At 71.9% G+C, this 17442-nt stretch carries 14 protein-coding genes; 3 read left to right on the plus strand and 11 right to left on the minus strand.

Annotated elements, in window-relative coordinates; genetic code table 11:
* Positions 1-2: 2 nt before the first annotated feature.
* The 11 genes from AMA02S_RS37895 to AMA02S_RS37945 form a co-directional block, all read right to left on the minus strand.
* Entirely contained in the window at positions 3-725 is a 723-nt protein-coding gene (locus AMA02S_RS37895; protein ID WP_084266016.1) for a carboxymuconolactone decarboxylase family protein, read from the minus strand.
* A complete protein-coding gene (locus AMA02S_RS37900) occupies positions 722-2161 on the minus strand; it encodes a flavin-containing monooxygenase (RefSeq protein WP_169806964.1) in 1440 nt (479 codons plus the stop codon). Before AMA02S_RS37900 ends, AMA02S_RS37895 begins: the two co-directional genes overlap by 4 nt.
* A 58-nt stretch (positions 2162-2219) precedes the next feature.
* Complete coding sequence (locus AMA02S_RS37905) at positions 2220-3503, minus strand: M20/M25/M40 family metallo-hydrolase (protein ID WP_067469301.1); 1284 nt, start codon at positions 3501-3503, stop codon at positions 2220-2222.
* The gene (locus tag AMA02S_RS37910) at positions 3496-4704 is read right to left on the minus strand and encodes a M20 family metallopeptidase (RefSeq protein ID WP_157431097.1); all 1209 of its coding nucleotides are present in this window, start codon (positions 4702-4704) and stop codon (positions 3496-3498) included. The genes AMA02S_RS37905 and AMA02S_RS37910 overlap by 8 nt, the downstream gene beginning before the upstream one ends.
* A 168-nt stretch (positions 4705-4872) precedes the next feature.
* Complete coding sequence (locus AMA02S_RS37915) at positions 4873-6045, minus strand: SGNH/GDSL hydrolase family protein (protein WP_067469305.1); 1173 nt, start codon at positions 6043-6045, stop codon at positions 4873-4875.
* A 6-nt stretch (positions 6046-6051) separates the two neighbouring features.
* Positions 6052-7242 (minus strand): CaiB/BaiF CoA transferase family protein, encoded by a 1191-nt coding sequence (locus AMA02S_RS37920; RefSeq protein ID WP_169806965.1) that lies wholly within the window; start codon positions 7240-7242, stop codon positions 6052-6054.
* Positions 7239-8798, minus strand: a complete 1560-nt coding sequence (hutU, locus tag AMA02S_RS37925; RefSeq protein ID WP_245668016.1) for a urocanate hydratase — start codon at positions 8796-8798, stop codon at positions 7239-7241. The genes AMA02S_RS37920 and hutU overlap by 4 nt, the downstream gene beginning before the upstream one ends.
* Entirely contained in the window at positions 8791-9453 is a 663-nt protein-coding gene (locus tag AMA02S_RS37930) for a PadR family transcriptional regulator (protein WP_067469314.1), read from the minus strand. The genes hutU and AMA02S_RS37930 overlap by 8 nt, the downstream gene beginning before the upstream one ends.
* A gap of 89 nt (positions 9454-9542) precedes the next feature.
* A complete protein-coding gene (locus AMA02S_RS37935) occupies positions 9543-11243 on the minus strand; it encodes a thiamine pyrophosphate-binding protein (protein WP_067469317.1) in 1701 nt (566 codons plus the stop codon).
* A complete protein-coding gene (locus AMA02S_RS37940; protein WP_067469320.1) occupies positions 11240-12673 on the minus strand; it encodes an aldehyde dehydrogenase family protein in 1434 nt (477 codons plus the stop codon). The genes AMA02S_RS37935 and AMA02S_RS37940 overlap by 4 nt, the downstream gene beginning before the upstream one ends.
* A 170-nt stretch (positions 12674-12843) precedes the next feature.
* Positions 12844-14103 carry a PucR family transcriptional regulator gene (locus AMA02S_RS37945; RefSeq protein WP_067469322.1) on the minus strand — a complete coding sequence of 420 codons (1260 nt, stop codon included), beginning with the start codon at positions 14101-14103 and terminating at the stop codon, positions 12844-12846.
* Positions 14104-14473: 370 nt separating this feature from the next.
* On the opposite strand from AMA02S_RS37945, the gene AMA02S_RS37950 reads away from it, so the two are divergent.
* The 3 genes from AMA02S_RS37950 to AMA02S_RS37960 are packed head-to-tail and all read left to right on the plus strand — an operon-like array spanning position 14474 to position 17414.
* On the plus strand, positions 14474-15373 hold the full coding sequence (locus AMA02S_RS37950) for an ABC transporter permease (protein ID WP_084266019.1): 900 nt from the start codon (positions 14474-14476) through the stop codon (positions 15371-15373).
* Positions 15370-16257 (plus strand): ABC transporter permease, encoded by an 888-nt coding sequence (locus AMA02S_RS37955; RefSeq protein WP_084266020.1) that lies wholly within the window; start codon positions 15370-15372, stop codon positions 16255-16257. The genes AMA02S_RS37950 and AMA02S_RS37955 overlap by 4 nt, the downstream gene beginning before the upstream one ends.
* Positions 16254-17414 carry an ABC transporter ATP-binding protein gene (locus AMA02S_RS37960; RefSeq protein WP_067469327.1) on the plus strand — a complete coding sequence of 387 codons (1161 nt, stop codon included), beginning with the start codon at positions 16254-16256 and terminating at the stop codon, positions 17412-17414. The genes AMA02S_RS37955 and AMA02S_RS37960 overlap by 4 nt, the downstream gene beginning before the upstream one ends.
* Positions 17415-17442: the final 28 nt, after the last annotated feature.

Genomic DNA, 17442 nt, shown 5'->3' on the forward strand with positions numbered 1-17442 from the left:
GCTCAGTCCCCGCGCGCCCGCCGGTCCAGCTCGTCGAGGAGGATCGGGACGCCCACCTCCAGCGTCTGAAGCCCGATCGTGCTCGCGATCTCCAGGACGCCGGCGATCTCGTCCGCGGTGGCGCCGTGCCGGACGGCGTTGCCGATGTGGACCTTCAGCCCGGCCGTGAACAGGTGCGTGGCCGAGGCGTCGATCGCGATGTAGATCAGCTCCTTCACCTTCGGCTCCAGCACGCCCGGGCTCCACGGGATCGCGGAGAACCGCAGGTAGGCCGCGAAGAACTCCGGCGCGTGGCGGAGTACATCCGCCCAGGCGGCGTCCCAGTAACCGCGCCGCCGGACGAACTCGGCCTTGATCTCCTCCCGGCGCCGTGCGGCGTCCGCGCCGTCCCGCCCGGTGTTCTCAGCGGGTGCCGGGAGATCGCTCAGCAGCGGAAAGCCGGTGCTCGCCGCGTGCACACCGAGGGTCGCGGCGAGCTGGAGGGTCTCCATGACCTCCTCGCGGGTCGCGCCGTTGTCGAGCGCGCCGCGCACGTGCCGCCGGATGCCGGGCTCGTGCAGGTGGGTGACCGCCGCGTCCACGGCCAGCGCCACCAGTTCCCGGGTCTTGGCGTCCAGCGCGGCCCGCCGCCGCGGAACGTCGGCCAGCGCGGCGGCGGCCGCGGAGAGTTCGGGGTCGACGTCGCCCGCGAGGAATCCCGCCGCGGGCCCCACCGGCGCGCTCACCGCCGTCCGACGAAGCCGAGGAACGGCAACGCCTTGGTCAGCAGGTAGTACTCACCGTGCGGCTTCGGCCACTGGGTGACGTTCCGCCCGGTCTCGGAGTGGTAGTAGTTCGTGCAGTTCGCCTCCATCGCGGACGCGTGCCGGGCGAGCTGCCGGTCGACCCACCGCACCCAGCGCTCCGCCGCGGCCGGACGGGTGTCGACCGCGCGCAGCCGCCGGCGCCGCATCCGGGCGACCAGCCGCGCCGCCACCTCCGCCTGCCGTTCCAGCTGCGCGATGATCGAGAAGCCGCCGTTGGTGTTGGGCCCGTACAGCATGAAGAAGTTGGGGTAGCCGGGGACGGTGATGCCGAGGAACGCCTTCGGGTCGTTCTTCCAGGTGTCGTGGATCGCGACGCCGCCGATCCCGCGCACGTCCAGCGACGCGAGGAAGTTCGTCGCTTGGAACCCGGTAGCCATCACGAGCGCGTCGATCTCGCGTTCGGTGCCCGTGGAGTCGACGATCCCCTTGGGCGTCATCCGCGTCACCGCGTGCGGAACGAGCTGGACGTTCGGCCGGTTGAGCGCGGGATAGAACCCGCTCGCCAGCACCGGGCGTTTGCATCCCCACGGGTAGTCGGGCGTCAGCCGCGCGCGCAGCTCCGGGTCGTCCACCGTCCTTTCGATGTACTCGCGGCATTGGCGCAGGTTCTGCTTCTGCCGCTTCCCGTGCAGGTCATAGCCCTTGAACGCGACGCGGAACCCGTAGAACAGGCGGGCCCGCCGGAACTTCTGCGCGATGGGTAGCCGCCGGAACACCTCGCGTTCGCGGGGGGTGAAGTCGCGCTCGCCCTTGGGCAGGATCCAGCCGGGCTGCCGCTGGAAGACATAGAGCCGCTCCACCTGTCCGGCGATGGCCGGGACGACCTGCGTCGCGGTGGAACCGGTGCCGACGACGGCGACGCGCTTTCCGGTCAGGTCGTGCTCGGGCTCCCAGCGCGCGGTGTGGAACTTCGGCCCCTCGAACTCCTCCAGGCCGGGCCAGTCCGGGTACCGGGGGTGGTTGAGCAGGCCGAGACAGCTGATCACCACGTCGAACGGCTCGGTCTCGCCGTTGTCCAGCCGCACGTCGTAGCGCGCCGCGTCCTCGTCCCAGATGGCCGCCTCGACGCCGACGCCGAACCGGCAGTGCCGCCGCAGGTCGAACCGGTCGAGCACGTGCTCGGCGTACTGCTGCAACTCCTGCTGCCCGGCGTGGGTGCGCGTCCAGTCGTAGGTGAGGAAGGAGAAGGAGTACGCGTGGGAGGGGATGTCCACCTCGCAGCCGGGATAGCGGTTGTCCCACCAGGTGCCGCCCGGTCCGTCCGACCGCTCGAAGATGGTGAAGCGCGTGATGCCCTTCTTCCGCAGTTTAACGCCGGTGGCGATACCGCCGAACCCGCAGCCCACTATCGCCACCCGCGGGCTCGTTTTCCGTGGCCCGTTCCCTTTCCGGCTCATCGGGACCTCACCAGCCTCATAGAGATATCAGCCTCCGCATGACCCGTACGCCGAATCGCAATGCCTCCACCGGGCAGCGCTCGTCCACGCCGTGGAACATCGCCGGATAGTCGTATTCGGGGGGCAGCAGCATCGGCGTGAATCCATAGGTCTCCATGCCGAGTGTGCGGAACCATTTGTTGTCGGTGCCGCCGCTGAACACGAAGGGCGCGACCTCGGCGCCGGGGCATTCCTGCCGCAGCGCCTCGGTGAGCAGTCCGAACCACTCCCCCTCGTGGTCGGACAGGACGGGCGGGCTGCGCCGCAGCAGCGACACCTCGGTGCCCTCGCCGTGACCGGAGGTGAGGTGCTCGTGCAGTTCCTCCTCGTGGCCCGGGACGAACCGGCAGTCGAACCGCGCCCACGCCTCCCCGGGGATAACGTTCTCCTTGTGGCCCGCTCCGACCCGCGTCACGTTGACGGTGCTGCGGATCCCGGCGGCGAGCATCCGCCCGAACGGGCCGGTCCGTGTCGCGAGGACGTCCGCGACGTCGGCGTCCTCGGTGACCGGGCGGCCCGCCAGCCGTGTGGCCAGCACGCGCATCGGCTCGGTGACCGTGTAGGGCCGCTCCGCCGACACCAGCCGCAGCGTCGTCTCCGCGAGCCGGGGGATCGGGTTGTCCCGCGCGATCATGCTGCCGTGCCCGGCGACGCCCCGCTCCCGCACCTCGTACCAGCGCAGGCCCTTGTCGGCGACCGAGACGGCGAAGACCGGCGGGCCGGACGGCGTCGGCACGTTGAAGCCGCCGACCTCGCCGATCGCCGCGCGGCACCCCTCGAACAGGTCCGCGTGCTCGGACACCAGGTGGCCGGCGCCGTGCCGCCCGCCGGTCTCCTCGTCGGCGAGGAACGCCAGCACCAGGTCGCGGCGCGGGCGGTGGCCCTCGGCCAGCTCGGCGCCGACCGCCGCGAGCGTCATCGCGACCGCGTTCTTCATGTCCACCGCGCCGCGGCCCCAGACGTGGCCGTCCGCGATGTCGCCGCCACGGGGGTGCCGGGTCCAGTCGGCGGGGTCGGCCGGGACCGTGTCGAGGTGCCCCTGGACGAGCAGGGCGGGCGCGTCCGGGTCGGTGCCCGTGATCCGCGCGACGACGTTGGAGCGTCCGGGCTCCGCCTCGATGATGCGCGGGTCCAGCCCCATGTCGGACAGCAGCACGGCGACGTACTCGGCGGCCTCCCGCTCCCGCCCGCCCGGGTTGCTGGTGTCGAACCTGATCAGGTCGGAGCAGATCTCCTCGACCGGCGCGGGCGGCTCAGCCATCGCTGTTCTCGTCCGCGTTCGCCGTGGAACCCAGCGTGAGGGCGGCGACGGCGTAGGTCCGCACGGCGGCGAGGTAGTCCTCGACGACCACGGACTCGTCGTCCCAGTAGCAGTCCATCGAGCCGGGCCCGTACGTGACGGCCCTGATGCCCGACTCCCAGAAGATCGGCGTGTCCGGCCAGGCCTGGTGGACGTCATAGGCGGCGGCGCGCCCGGTGCTGCGGCGGTGCGCCGCGGCGACGTCGGCCAGCAGGCTCTCCCCGTCGGGCACCTGGAGCGAGCTGCGCGGGTTCTTCAGGCATGTCGCCTCCAGCGCGACGTCCACGGGGAACTCCGCGAGCCGGTCGACGGCACGTTCCACGGCCGCGCGCACGTCGCGCAGGACGTCGTCCTGCGTCTGCGCGGGCGGGAAACGGAAGTCGAACGTGACGCCGCACAGCTCCGGGACGAGGTTGTGCGCCACCCCGCCGGAGATCTGCGCGACGTTGCAGATCTTCACGTCGGAGAGGACGCGGCCGTCCGCAGCGGTGATCGGCATCGCGAGAACCTCCCGCACGACCTCCGTCGCCCGCGCGACGGCGTTCACGCCGACGTCGAGCGCGGTGGTGTGGGCGGCGCGCCCGCGTACGTCCACGTTGACGTAGGCGATGCCGCGCTGCCCGGTGAGGACGCGCAGTTCACTCGGCTCGCAGTTGATCGCGTACGCGCCGCGGAGCCCGTCGCGCAGCGCCTGCCGGGTGCCCTCGCCGCCCTCGAAGTGGTTCGGGACGGCGAGGACCACGACGTCGCGCGGCAGCGGGACACCGGACCTGGCGAGCATCACCGCCGCCATCGTCATCGCGGCGGTCCCGGCCTTCATGTCCGCGACACCGACGCCGTAGATGCGCCCGTCGTCGATCTCGCCGCCGAAGGGGTCGCGCCGCCACGATTGCGACGGCGGATAGACCTCCATGTGGCCGTTGAAGATGAGGGCCTCGCCCACGCCGGCCGCACCCGCGTCGGCTCTGGCGAGCACGTTCGGCATGCCGTCGGTCCCCGAGTCGGGGAGCTCGACCGCGAGCCCGGCGTCGGCGAGCGAGGCGGCGAGGTGCTCCGCCGCGGTCGTCAGCGCGGGGCCGTCGCCCCACACGCTGGGAATGCGGAGAAAGTCATGGAGAAAGGCGACGATTTCCGGCTCGTGCTGATCGATGACATCGATCACACGTGCTGCATCGTCTTCCGTTCCCGCGGTTGCCTTGGTGTTCGTCCGTTCCATGGGGTGCGTCCGTTCCATGCGATTCCGTTCGAGCGTAGAAGCGTTTCCCTAGGTGCGTCTTGAGTGCGTCGGACCAAAGAATTCCGGGGACGACTATGGGGTTCGCACAGGCACCTATTCCGATGCGCGCCCCAGCTGTGGCCAAAGTCCGGACGGGCCGAACACCCGCTCGTGAAAGCGCTCCCCGATACGGCGGTATCCGTCCGCGTTCGGATGGAGCCCGTCATAGAGGTCGCCGGCGTCGGCGGGGCCGAACAGCGCGCGCCCGTCGAGGTAGGACAGCCGGGGGTCGCCGTCCGCGCGTACGGCGACGGCCTCCTCGATCAGCTCCCGCATCCGGACGAGGCTGAGCGCCGACGGCGACGTCTCCCCCTTCGCCACGTACCGTCCCGTGCCGTCCTGCACGGTGGGACCGGCGCGGTGCTCGGCCGTGGGGCAGAAGATCGGCGACACCACCAGGAGCGGCGTGTGCGGATGACCGTCGCGCACCGTGTCCAGAAAGCCGTGCAGGACGGGCCCGAACGTGCGGACCTTGAGCGAGTCGAGGTTCTGCACGTTGACGGCGACCTTGAGGGTGATGACATCGGCGGGCAGGTCGCGGATCGTCCGGGCGACGAAGGAATCGAGGTGGCAGTTCCCCGCGAACGCCAGTGACGTCAGGTCGAGGCCGGCGCTCCGCGCGACCCGGGCGGGCCAGGTCCGGGTCGGTCCGCCCGCCTCCGCGCAATGGCTGATGGAGCTGCCGTAGTGGACCCACCTGCGCCGCGGGAGCCGGCCGGGCGTGACTGTCCCATCGGCGCGCAGCCCCCGCAGCTCGACGATGGCCGCCTGGGGAAGCCACACCTCGACGTCCTTCCAGTCGGTGCCGAGCCCGTCGAACCGGATCGTCTCCGGGGCACCGGGCTCCGTCGCGACGACCGCGCCGGCCCGGACGACGCACAGGTCGCCGTGGCGCACCGGACGGGAGATCACCCGGGTCCCGTCGACGACCGCGTCGAACTCGACGGGGAACAGCGGGAAATAGGCGTTGCGGAACCGGGTCACGAAGACGTCCAGCTCCACCGTGTCGGCGTCGGTGCGCAGGACCAGCCGCACCCCGGCCGGTCGCGGGACCATCAGCCGCAGGTACGGGTCGGTGATCCTCGGCCGGGTCCAGGCGGGCAGCCGCCGCGGGACGAGCCCGGTGGCGGTGCGCTCGACGTCGAGCGCGCCCGCGAGGGTCACCGGGCCGCCGGGAAGGTCGAGGGTGTGCGGCACGGTGGGCGGCACGGTGCGCGGCTCTGGCATGGGCGGCTACTCCGTCCGGGTCGTGGCGGACGCGCGGCGCGGCTCCTCGGCGAGCCACCGCTCCAGCAGGTGGTCGTGCTCGCCGTGCGTGGGCGCCGGGCGGAACGCCTCGACCGTCCCCGTCGTGCGGACGCCGCCGGCGAGGGTGCGGAACCCGTCGGGCTCGTCGACGACCAGGCCGCGCGCCAGCGCGTGCGGGTGGGACAGTGCCTCGCGGACGCCGAGGACGGGGCCGCACGGCACACCGCCCTCGGTGAGCCGGTCGAGGGCCTGCTCGCGCGTCAGGTCCGCGAGCGCCGTCTCGACCTCGCGCCGCAGTTCCTCGCGGTGCCGGCCGCGGAGCGCGTCGCTGGCGTACCGCTCGTCGGTCAGCCAGTGCGGGCGGTCGAGGACGGTCGCCAGCCGCGTGAACAGCGCGTCCCCGGCGACGGCGATGGCGACCGGCCCGTCCTTGGCGGCGAACGTGCCGTAGGGCGCGCTGATGGCGTGCTGGCTGCCGGTCGGCCGCACGTCCTCGTCAGTGTGCAGCGCCCGCATCGCGACGGACTCCAGCACCGAGACCAGCCCGTCGAACATGGAGACGTCGATGTGCTGGCCGCGGCCGGTCGTCTCGCGCTGGCGCAGCGCCGACAGCACGGCCACCACCGCGTACAGGGCGGGCACGACGTCGCCGATGCTGACGCCGACGCGCACGCCCGGCCCGCCGTCCGGCCCGGTCACCGACATCAGGCCGGACATCGCCTGCACGATGAGGTCGTAGGCGGCGCGGTCGGCCAGCGGCCCGGTCCGGCCGAACCCGCTGATGCTGACCGCGACCAGGCCCGGGTTCAGTCGCAGCAGTTCCGCGGGCGGGAACCCGAGCCGGTCGAGGACGCCGGGCCGGAAGTTCTCGACGAGGACGTCGGACCGGGCGACGAGCCCCGCGAGGCGATCGCGTCCGGCCGGGTCCTTCAGGTCCAGGACGACGCCGAGCTTGTTGCGGTTCAGGTGCCGGTAGAAGGTGCTCTCACCGCCGGTGAACGGCCCGAAGTGGCGGCCGTCGTCGCCGGCCGGCGACTCCACCTTGATGACCTCGGCGCCGAGGTCGGCGAGCATCCGCGTGCACAGCGGGCCGGACAGGATCCGGCTCAGGTCCAGGACGCGGACGCCCTCCAGCGCTGGCCGCTCCGCAGGGCTCGGGGGCTCGGGTCCGCTCACCCGAACCACCGCAGCCCGCTGTCGCGGACGGCGTCGGCCGCGGCGGTGTACCCGGCGTCGGCGTAGCGCATGATCCCGATGCCGGTGTCGGCGGTGAGCGCGGAGGTGATCCGCTCGGCGGCGGCCTGCGTGCCGTCCGCGACGAGGGTCACGCCGGCGCTCTGCATGTATCCGGCGTATCCGCCGCCACCGGCGTGGATCGCGACGAGGTCGGCGCCCGAACCGGCGGTGAGCAGCGCGTTCAGCAGCGGCCAGTCGGAGACCGCGTCGGAGCCGTCCGGCATGTTCTCGGTCTCGCGCAGCGGCTGCGAGACCCCGCCCGCGTCGAGGTGGTCGCGGGTGAAGGCGACCGGCCCGCGCAGCTCGCCCCGCCCGACGGCCTCGTTCACCAGCAGCGCGAGCCTGGCCCGCTCGCCGTGCGCCAGCCAGGAGATGCGCGAGGGCAGCCCGGCCTGCCGCACGTGCTCGCGCGCCACCGGGATCCAGCGCTGGACGAGCGGGTTGCCGGGGAACTCCTCGACGACCATCGCGTCGATGAGGTCGATGTCGGCCTGCTCGCCGGACGTGGCCACCCACCGGAACGGCCCGAGCCCGCGGCAGAACAGCGGCCGGATGTAGCGCTCGATGAAGATCGGGATGCGGAAGGCGTCGACGCCGTTCTCGGCGGCCTGGGCGCGCAGGTTGTTGCCGTACTCGAAGACGACGGCGCCGTCGTCCTGCCAGGCGAGCATGCACTCCACGTGGGTGGCGATGGACGCGCGGGCCAGGCGGCCCAGCTCGCCGGGGTCGCTCTCGCGCAGTGCGGCGGCCTCCGCGGGTGACATCCCGGCCGGGACGTAGCCGTACAGCAGGTCGTGCGCGGACGTCTGGTCAGTGACGACGTCCGGGACGAGGCCGCGGGAGCGCAGTTCGGGGAGGACCTCCGCGGCGTTGCCCAGCAACCCGATCGAGCCGGGCTCGCCCGCCCTGGCGCGCTCGCGCGCCCACGCGACGGCCTCGTCGATCGACTCGGTGCCGCGTTCGAGGTAGCCGCTGTCGATCCGGCGGGCGATCCGGCCCTCGTCGACCTCCACGCACAGCGCGACGCCGCCCGCCATCACGGTGGCCAGTGGCTGGGCGCCGCCCATGCCGCCGAGGCCGGCCGTCACCACGAGCCGCCCGGCCAGGTCGCCGCCGAAGTGCTCGTCGGCCACGGCCGTGAACGTCTGGTAGGTGCCCTGCACGATGCCCTGCGAGCCGATGTACTGCCAGTCGCCCGCGGTGTAGCCGCCCCAGGCGATCAGTCCGCGCCGTTCCAGTTCGTAGAAGTGCTCGCCGGTGGCCCAGCGCCCGATCAGGTTGCTGTTGGCCATGACCACTAGCGGCGCCCGAGTGCCGGTGGGGAACACCCCGATCGGCTTGCCGGACTGGATGACGAGGGTCTCGTGCTCCTCCATCTCCGACAACGCCTCGATGATCTTCTCCAGCGCGGCGTGGTTTCGCGCGACCTTGGCCAGCCCCGCGTACACGATCAGCTCGTCGGGCCGCTCCGCGTGCGCGAGGGTGTTCTCAAGCATCCTCAGCAGCGTCTCCTGGCGCTGGCCCCGGCATCGCAGGCTCCTGCCCTGCCCCTGCCCCTGCCCTGCGACGTCCATCATCACCATGCCGGTCTCCTTCTGCTCCGCTGCGGGCGAGCGCTCCTGCCACGCCCGCCTCACCGACGTCGCGCCAGAACGACAGGCACGCCGCCTCGATCCGGACGCCCAGGACGAGCGGCGCCACTCGCTTCTCCAGGTCCGGGACGATGGCAAGCCGCTCCAGCGTCTTCTGGAACTCCTCCAGCCGCTCCTGGTGGTAGCGGACCTGCGTCTCGGCGAGCCGCGGCACGGTCGTGTCGTCGCCCAGCTCGCTGAAGAACAGCTTCAGCTCCGCCTCGTTGCGCACCTGGAAGACCTCGGTGCCGGGATCGCCGAGCCACTCGCGCAGGGCCTCCCGCCCGAGCGGCGTGAGCGAGTACGTCCGGCGTCGCCGCCCCTCGGTCTCCGCCGATTCCTCCAGCAGGCCGGCCTCCGCCAGCCTCTTGGGCTCGACGTAGAGCTGGCTGTGCGGGAACGGCCAGAAATAGCCGATCGAGCGCTCGACCGCCCGCTTGAGCTGGTACGACGAGCTGGGTCCGCGCAGCCCGATCAGCCCGAGAACGAGGTAGGAGCTGGACGAGAGGTTGATCGTCATATTCCGAACTGTACCATCCATTATGGACGGTCATGGGACACGGTCCTTCCACGGACGCCTTCCACCGCCGGCGCGCTCTCGGGGTCGTCTCAGCTCAGCAGCCGCTGGCGGCCGGCCCGGCGCTTCATCGGCGCGAGGGCGGTCAGGTCGATCTCGATCAGGTAGGGGCCCGGCCCGGTCACCGAACGGGCGAACGCGCGGTCGAACGCGGCGGCGCCGGACACCTTCTCGCCGGGCACGCCCATCGCCTCCGCGAGCGCCACGAAGTCGGGCGTGTGCAGGTCCACGTCGTTGCGCGCGCCGTCGAAGGTGGCGGACTGCACGTCGCGCAGCACGCCATAACCCCGGTCGTTGAACACGCAGACCGTCACCGGCGCCTGGACCTGGACGAGCGCCGCCAGCTCGCCGATCGACAGCATGATGCCGCCGTCGCCGTGGACGACCACGGTGCGCTCCCCGCTGCCCACGGCGGCGCCGAGCGCCAGCGGCAGCCCCGGCCCGATCGCGGCGGAGGCCGGGTGCAGCGACGTGCGCGCCGCCAGGATCGGCAGCAGCCGGTCGCCCCAGGCGTAGGCGGGCACGGTCGAGTCGCGGACGACCACGCCCTCCCGCGGCAGCGACCGGCGGATGGACTCCACGAGCGCGCGGTGGTCCGGGCCGAGCGCCTCCAGCGAGGTCTCCCGCGTCTCGGCGGCGGCGCGCCGTCCGGCCGCCGTCCATCCGGGGTCCGCGGCGCTCGTGACGACCCGCGCGTCCAGCGCGCGCAGCGTCTCGCGGGCGTCGCCGTGCAGCGCGATCTCCGGCGGGTACGTCCGCCCGAACACGCTCGCGTCGGCGTCGGCGTGGATCAGCTTTCCGCCGATCCGCAGCCGCCACTGGTCGGTGGTATACATCTGGAAGCGGGCGCCCACGGCGAGGACCACGTCGGCCTCCTCGACGATCCCGCGCAGCGGCGGCGTGGTGACCAGCGGGCCGAGGCAGAGCGGGTGGTCCTCGGGCAGGGCGCCGCGTCCCTGCACGGAGGTGACCACCGGGATCTCCAGCCGGTCGACGAGCCGGCGCAGTTCGGGCCAGGCGCCGGCGCTCAGCACACCGCCCCCGGCCCAGAGCAGCGGACGGGCGGCGCCCGCGAGCAGATCGGCCGCGGCGCGGACGCGATCCTCGGGCGGCGCCGGACGCGGGACGGGGACGGGGTCCGGCACCGTCAGGGTCGCGGGCACCCGGGCGTACTGCAGGTCGATGGGGATCTCCACCGCCGTGGGCCGCGGCGGCCCGGTCCCGGCGGCGCGACCGGCCGCGACGACGGTCTCGCCGGCGTCCTCGGCGCGGCGCACCGTCCACGCCTCGCGGGTGAGGGTGCGCAGCATCGCGAGCTGCTGCTCCGCCTCGTGCAGGTAGCCCTTGGACCGGCCGTAGTAGCGGGTCTCGATCTGGCCGGTGAGGAGCAGGACGGGCGAGCCCGCGAACTGCGCCTCGAACAGCCCGCCCATCGTGTTGGCGGTGCCCGGCCCCGTCGAGGCCAGCGCGACGCCGAGCCGGCCGGTGGCGCGGGCGTAGCCGTCCGCCGCGTGTACCGCCGCCTGCTCGTGCCGCACGTTGACGACGGTGATGCCCCCGAGGCGGCGGATCGCGTCGAGGATCGGCAGGTTGTGCACGCTGGCGATGCCGAAGACGTGCTCGACGCCGAGGGCCCGCAGCGCCTCGGCGACCAGGTCGCCGCCGGTCCGTCCACTCTCGCCGCCGGGGCCGGTGTCGTGGCCGCGAGCGGTGTCGTCGCTCCGGGCGGTCATCGGGCGGTCGCCGTCCGCCGCTGGATCGCCTTCAGCTCGGTGAACTGCGCGATGCCGTGCGCCCCCAGTTCGCGCCCGTACCCGGACTGCTTGTAGCCGCCGAACGGCGCGAGCCCGTTGAACGGCGCACCGTTGATCTCGATGCTGCCGGCCTCCATCCGCTCGGCGACCCGCAGCGCATGCTCCTCGTCGGCCGACCAGACCGCGCCGGCCAGCCCGTACTGGGTGCCGTTCGCGATGGAGACCGCCTCGTCCTCGCCGACGTAGGGGATCACCGCGAGGACCGGCCCGAAGACCTCCTGCTGGGCGAGCACGATGCGCGGGTCGGAGACGGCGAACGCGGCCGGCCCGGTGAAGAACCCGGCCCGCGGCAGTTCCTCCGGCGGGTACGCCCAGATCGTCCGGGCGCCGTCGACGAGCGCGCGTTCCAGGTGGTCGTTCACGCGGTGCCGCTGGTTCGCGCTGGCCAGCGGCCCGATGTCGGCGTCGGGGTCGCCGGACGGACCGACGCGGTACCCCGACATCGCGAGGGCCACCAGGCCCTCGGCGTCCGCCATCGCCTCGAAGGGCACCAGCAGCCTGGTCAACGCGGTGCAGGTCTGCCCGGTGTTGATCGACACGGTGCGCACGCACCGCTCGACAGCCGCCTGGAGGTCGCCGTCCGGGAGCACGATCGCCGCCGATTTGCCCCCGAGCTCCAGCGTCACCCGCTTGATGGACGCGGCGGCCAGCTCGGCGACCCGGCGCCCGGCGCGGGTCGAGCCGGTCAGCGACACCATCGCGGTGCCGGGATGGCGGGCCATGTACTCCCCGACGTGCAGGCCGTTGCCGAACAGGAGGTTGAGCGCACCGGGCGGGGCACCCGCCGCGTGTACCGCCTCCGCGAGAACGAACGCGTCCAGCGGGGTGATCTCGCTGGGCTTGAGCACGACCGGGCAACCCGCGGCGAGAGCCGGGCCGATCTTCGCGGCGGTCTGCAGCAGCGGGAAATTCCACGGGGTCATCGCGGCCACCACACCGACCGGCTCGCGGAGCACGTCGGAGCCGCCGAGCCGCTCGCTGAAGGCCACGTCTGCGACCGCCCGCGCGGTGTTGCGGAACGTTCCGATCGCGGTCCGCACCTGGTAGTCGGCACAGTACTTGCGCGGCATCCCCATCTCGCTGGAGATCAGCTCGGCGAGCCCGCCGGCCCGCGCCTCCAACTCGTCCGCGATGCGCCCGAGCAGTGCCGCACGCTCCCCCGGCGGCATGTCCCGCAGGACGGGCCGGGCGCGGCCGGCGGCCTCGATGGCCGCGTCCATGTCGCCGGTGGACGACTCGCGGACCGTGGCGACGCACTGCCCGGTCGAGGGGTCGATGACCGCGATGACGTCATCGCCATTGTTCTCGACCCACTGCCCGTCGATGTATGTGTCCGCACGATGGTCCATGTCGCTCCGCTCACCAGTCCTGGGCGATGGGATTCGAAGCCTAGGATCAACCGGCGAATACCTGATCGGCCTGTGCCACCAAAGAATCCGGGCGGCCATTATGGGCACGGCACAGGACGTTCGGCATTGAGCCGCCACGGGTCAGCCGAACACTGGTCAGCCAACTCCGGTCAGGCGAACAACCGCGCCCGCAGATCCGTGCGCGCCTCTTCCCTGTCCCGGCGCATCTGAATCGCGTCGTAGGCCATCAGCGCGACATTGAGGTCGCCGATGTCGGTGATGCGGCGCATATCGCGTCCGGTCAGCGTGGCGATCTGCCGCAGCCGGTAGGCGACCGTGTTGGGATGGACGACGAGTTCCTCCGCGGTCCGCTGCAGCGCCATATCGCAGGCGATGTAGACGCGCAGGGTGTCGAGCAGGTGCGGTTTCTCGACCAGCTGCCCGATCCGGGTCTCGATGAGCCGTTTCGACACCCACCGGTTGTGCGCCAGCAGAACCTCCAGGATGACGTCGGTGCACTGGGTGACCTGCCCGCGCTGGTCGCGGTAGATGCTGATCTCCAGCGCCGACAGTGCCTGCCGGCAGCTGTGGCCGGCGGCGGGCAGGGACCCGCCCGGCTCCCCCGCCGACACGAACAGCGCCCGGCCCGGCTCGTCGTCCAGCATCCGGGTGAGCAGGTCGACCAGGCCGGGTCCCTCGCGGTCGATGGGCACCAGCGCCAGCAGCAGGCCACGGCGCTCGCGGATGAGGATCTCGCGGCGCGGGTCGTGCCGCCACAGCACCTCCATGATCCGCCGCCGGGCCCGCATCCACTGCTGCGCGGTCGGCGCCGGGTCGTGGTAGGCGGCGACGGCACGGAACCGCTGGTGGGGGTTGATGTTGAGCATCCGGGCCTGGTCGTTGACGGTGCTGGCGTCGACGGCGGGCCCCGCGATCAGGCAGCTGAGCAGGTCGGTGCCCACCCGCGCCTGCCAGCCGGCGAGCTCGTTGTAGGTGCTGGTGAACGACTCCAGCTCGCGGGTGCAGAGCACGTCGAACAGTTCGGCGAGCCTGCCGAGCACCGCGCGGATCTCGTCCATCCCGGCGGCGGCGTGGCCGAGCACGTGGTCGGCCACGACCCGTTCCAGCAGCCGCAGCCACTCGACCGCCTCGGCGACGGGTCTGCCCTGGAGGGCGACGCGGGCGCCGCGGCCGGCGGGCAGGTCGGCGCCCGTCCCGCGGTCGGCGAGGCCGTCGGCGCACAGGCCGATGACGCGGACCGCCATGTCGAACGCCTCGACCGGCGCCTGCCGGTCTACCGAACCCGATTCTGTGGACGTGACGTACTGGCGGACGAACTCGTTGGCGAGCGTGGTCGACGCGGATTCCAGGTCGCGGGCCACGGCTGTCATGTGGTCGGAGATGGTGGCGGACGTATCGGATGGTGCCATGATCACCCTCCAGAAGGCCGGGTCGTGGAGAACTGCATCACCCTCCGGACCCAGGTCGTGGACATGTACCACGCGATGTCATCCCACGTCAACGGCGTGTGAGGGGACGCGGGTCGCGGCGGGCACCGGGCCGTTCCGGCGAACTGTGTGCCCGGCACAGGGGGCCCCAGGGAGTTTTGTGATCGGGCCCTCATGACATTGAGCACGCCTAAACGTTGACTGTGTCGACATGCGGCGTGGGCCCTCCCGGCCCCGATGGAACCGCGTGTCGCCCGTTCCGAGTGGACGGAGGAACGGGTGCACGGAAGAACAGTGCTCGGAAGAACAGTGCACGCAGAGCAGGGCACGCAAGAGCAGGGGACGGTGAGCCATGACAGCGCGTACCACCGTCACGAGACGGCCCCCGGGCGGTGATCTCCGCCCGGAGAAGGTCGCGCCGAGAAGGCGCACCCGGCGTCCGGACTTCGTGACGATGGCGCTCGGGCTGCCGGTCGCCTTCATGGCGATCGTCTATGCCTACCCGGTCGGCGCGATGCTGCTGAAAAGCATCACCGAGCCCAAACCCGGCTTTGGAAATTTCACCAGGGCGGCCACCGACGGCGCGATCTGGGAAGTGCTGTGGATAACCGTTCGGCTGTCCTTGGAGGTGGCCGTCCTCACCGTTGTCCTCGGCTTTCCGGTGGCCTATTTCCTGGCCCGAACCTCACCACGCCGGGCACGTTTCCTGGCCCTTCTCGTCGTCATCCCGTTCTGGACGAGCATTCTCGTGCGGTCGTTCTCCTGGATCGTGCTGCTCGGCGACAATGGGCTGGTGACGCGGCTGCTGGAGCCGCTGACCGGGAACTCGCAAGGGCTGCTCTACAGCGAGAGCGCGGTGGTCATCGCGATGACGCACATCCTGCTGCCCTTCCCCATCCTCATCATCAAGGGGACGCTGGATCAGATCGACGCCTCGCTGCCCCGGGCGGCGCGGTCCCTGGGGGCCGGGCCGCTGCGCGCGTTCGCGCTGGTCTACCTGCCGCTGGCCGTACCGGCGATCGTCAGCAGCGGCATGCTCGTCTTCATCATCGGGCTCGGCTTCTACGTCACGCCCGCGCTGGTCGGGGGCCCGAAGCAGAGCACGATCGCCGTGGTCATCGCCCAGAGCGTCCAGGTGAACTTCGACTGGGGGCTGGCGGCGACGCTGGCGACGATGCTCCTGCTGCTGGCGACCGCGCTGACGCTGATCGTGCGGAAGCTGACCAAGGTGAAGGGGCTGGTGTCGCTGTGAGCGCGACGGACGTGGGCGCGGTCGGCGCGCCGGCGCGGGCCCGTCCGGCGCCCCCGAGGCGGCGCCGGAAGCGGCTGCCGGCGACACCGATGGAACGCGCGCTGCACTGGGCCCTGGTGGGCGTGGTGACGCTGGTCTTCGCGTTCCTCGTGATCCCGATCCTGATCGTGATCCTGGAGTCGTTCAACAGCGCCGACTACCTGTCGTTCCCGCCGGAGGGCTGGTCGCTGACCCACTACCGGCGGTTCTTCGCCGACTCGGCGTGGGTGGACGCGACGCTGCTCAGCGCGAGGATCGCGCTGCTGGCCGCGGCCATCGCGACCGTGGTCGGCACCGTGGCCGCGTGGGGCCTGGCCCGCAGCACCAGCCGGGGCAAGGGGCTGGTCTTCGCGCTGCTGTACTCACCGCTGGTGATCCCGATCATCGTGCTGGCGATGAGCTACTACTTCACCTTCGCCGACTACCGGCTGATCGGGCAGTGGCAGATGGTCGCGATCGCGTACTCGGTGATGGGCATCCCGTACGTCCTGGTGTCGGTGTCGAGCGCCCTCCAGCAGTTCGACCCCGAACTGGAGAACGCGGCACGCACGCTCGGCGCCGGGCTGCCCCGGACGCTGCTGCAGATCACGTTGCCGTCGCTGACCTCGGCGATCTCGGCCGGCGCGCTGTTCGCCTTCGTGATCGCCTTCGACGAGGCGGTCATCATCCTCTTCGTGGCCGGCAACGACTCGGTCACCCTCGCGCGCAAGCTGTGGGACAGCGTGCGCTACGACCTCACGCCCACGCTCGCGGTCGCGGGCACGATCCTCATCGCCGTCTGCGTCGGGCTGTTCGTCCTCTCCGAACTGATCAAGATTCTCCGCGAACGGCGGGAGCGCCGATGACCGAGCAAGGACGCGCCGGGCTCCGCGCGCCGGTGGCCGACGAGCGGCCGACCGGGCCGGACCCCGACGCCGGGACCGACCAGGTGGTCTTCCAGGGCGTGCACAAGTGGTACGGCGACTCGCCGGCCGTGCACGACTTCAACCTCGCCATCCGCAAGGGCGAGTTCGTGACCCTGCTGGGGCCGAGCGGCTCGGGCAAGACCACCAGCCTGCGCATCCTCGCGGGCCTGGAGTCGGCGACCGCCGGCGAGGTCTTCCTGGCGGGACGCGCGGTCACCGACGAGGTACCGGAGAAGCGCAACATCGGGCTGGTGTTCCAGAACTACGCGCTCTTCCCGCACATGACCGTTGCGCAGAACATCGCGTTCCCGCTGCGGATGCGCCGGATGAAGAAGCCCGAGGCGCTGCAAGAGATCGAGCGGGTGCTGACGATGACGCAGCTCACGCCGTTCCGGGACCGCTACCCGCGGCAGCTCTCCGGGGGCCAGCAGCAGCGGGTGGCGCTCGCGCGGGCGTTCGTGTTCGACCCGAGCGTGCTGCTGATGGACGAGCCGCTCGGCGCCCTCGACCGCAACCTGCGCGACCATATGCGCCTGGAGCTGAAGTCGCTCCAGCAGCGGATCGGCGCGACCGTCCTGTACGTCACCCACGACCAGGACGAGGCCCTGGCGCTGTCGGACCGGATCGGCGTCATGCACCAGGGCGTCCTCCAGCAGACCGCGCCGCCGGACGAGCTGTACGAGGAGCCGGTGAACTCGTTCGTCGCGCGGTTCCTCGGCCAGTCGATCTGCCTGCCCGCCACGTGCGTGGAGAAGGGCCGGCACACCATCGTGGAAGTGGAGGGGATGGCCGGGCGCGTCCTGGTCGACAAGGACAACGACTGCTCGGCGGACGCGAGCGGCGAGTTCATGATCCGTCCGGAGCGGCTCCGGATCGGCGCGGACCGTCCGGACGCGGCGGAGCGGAACGCGGTGCGCTGCTCGGTCGTCGCGCAGGTGTATCTCGGCCCCCAGATCGAGGTGCACCTGCGGACCGACGAGGGCGCCGAGTTGCAGATCATGACGCCGTCCGAGGCCAGGGCCGAGTTCGCGGCGGGCACGTCGCACTGGCTGAGCTGGACCCCGGGCGACTGCCGCTTCCTCGCCCGGGTGGACTGAGACGGCCCACATGAACTGAGACGTCCGC

This window comes from Actinomadura macra NBRC 14102 (assembly GCF_001552215.1).
Lineage (GTDB): Bacteria > Actinomycetota > Actinomycetes > Streptosporangiales > Streptosporangiaceae > Spirillospora > Spirillospora macra.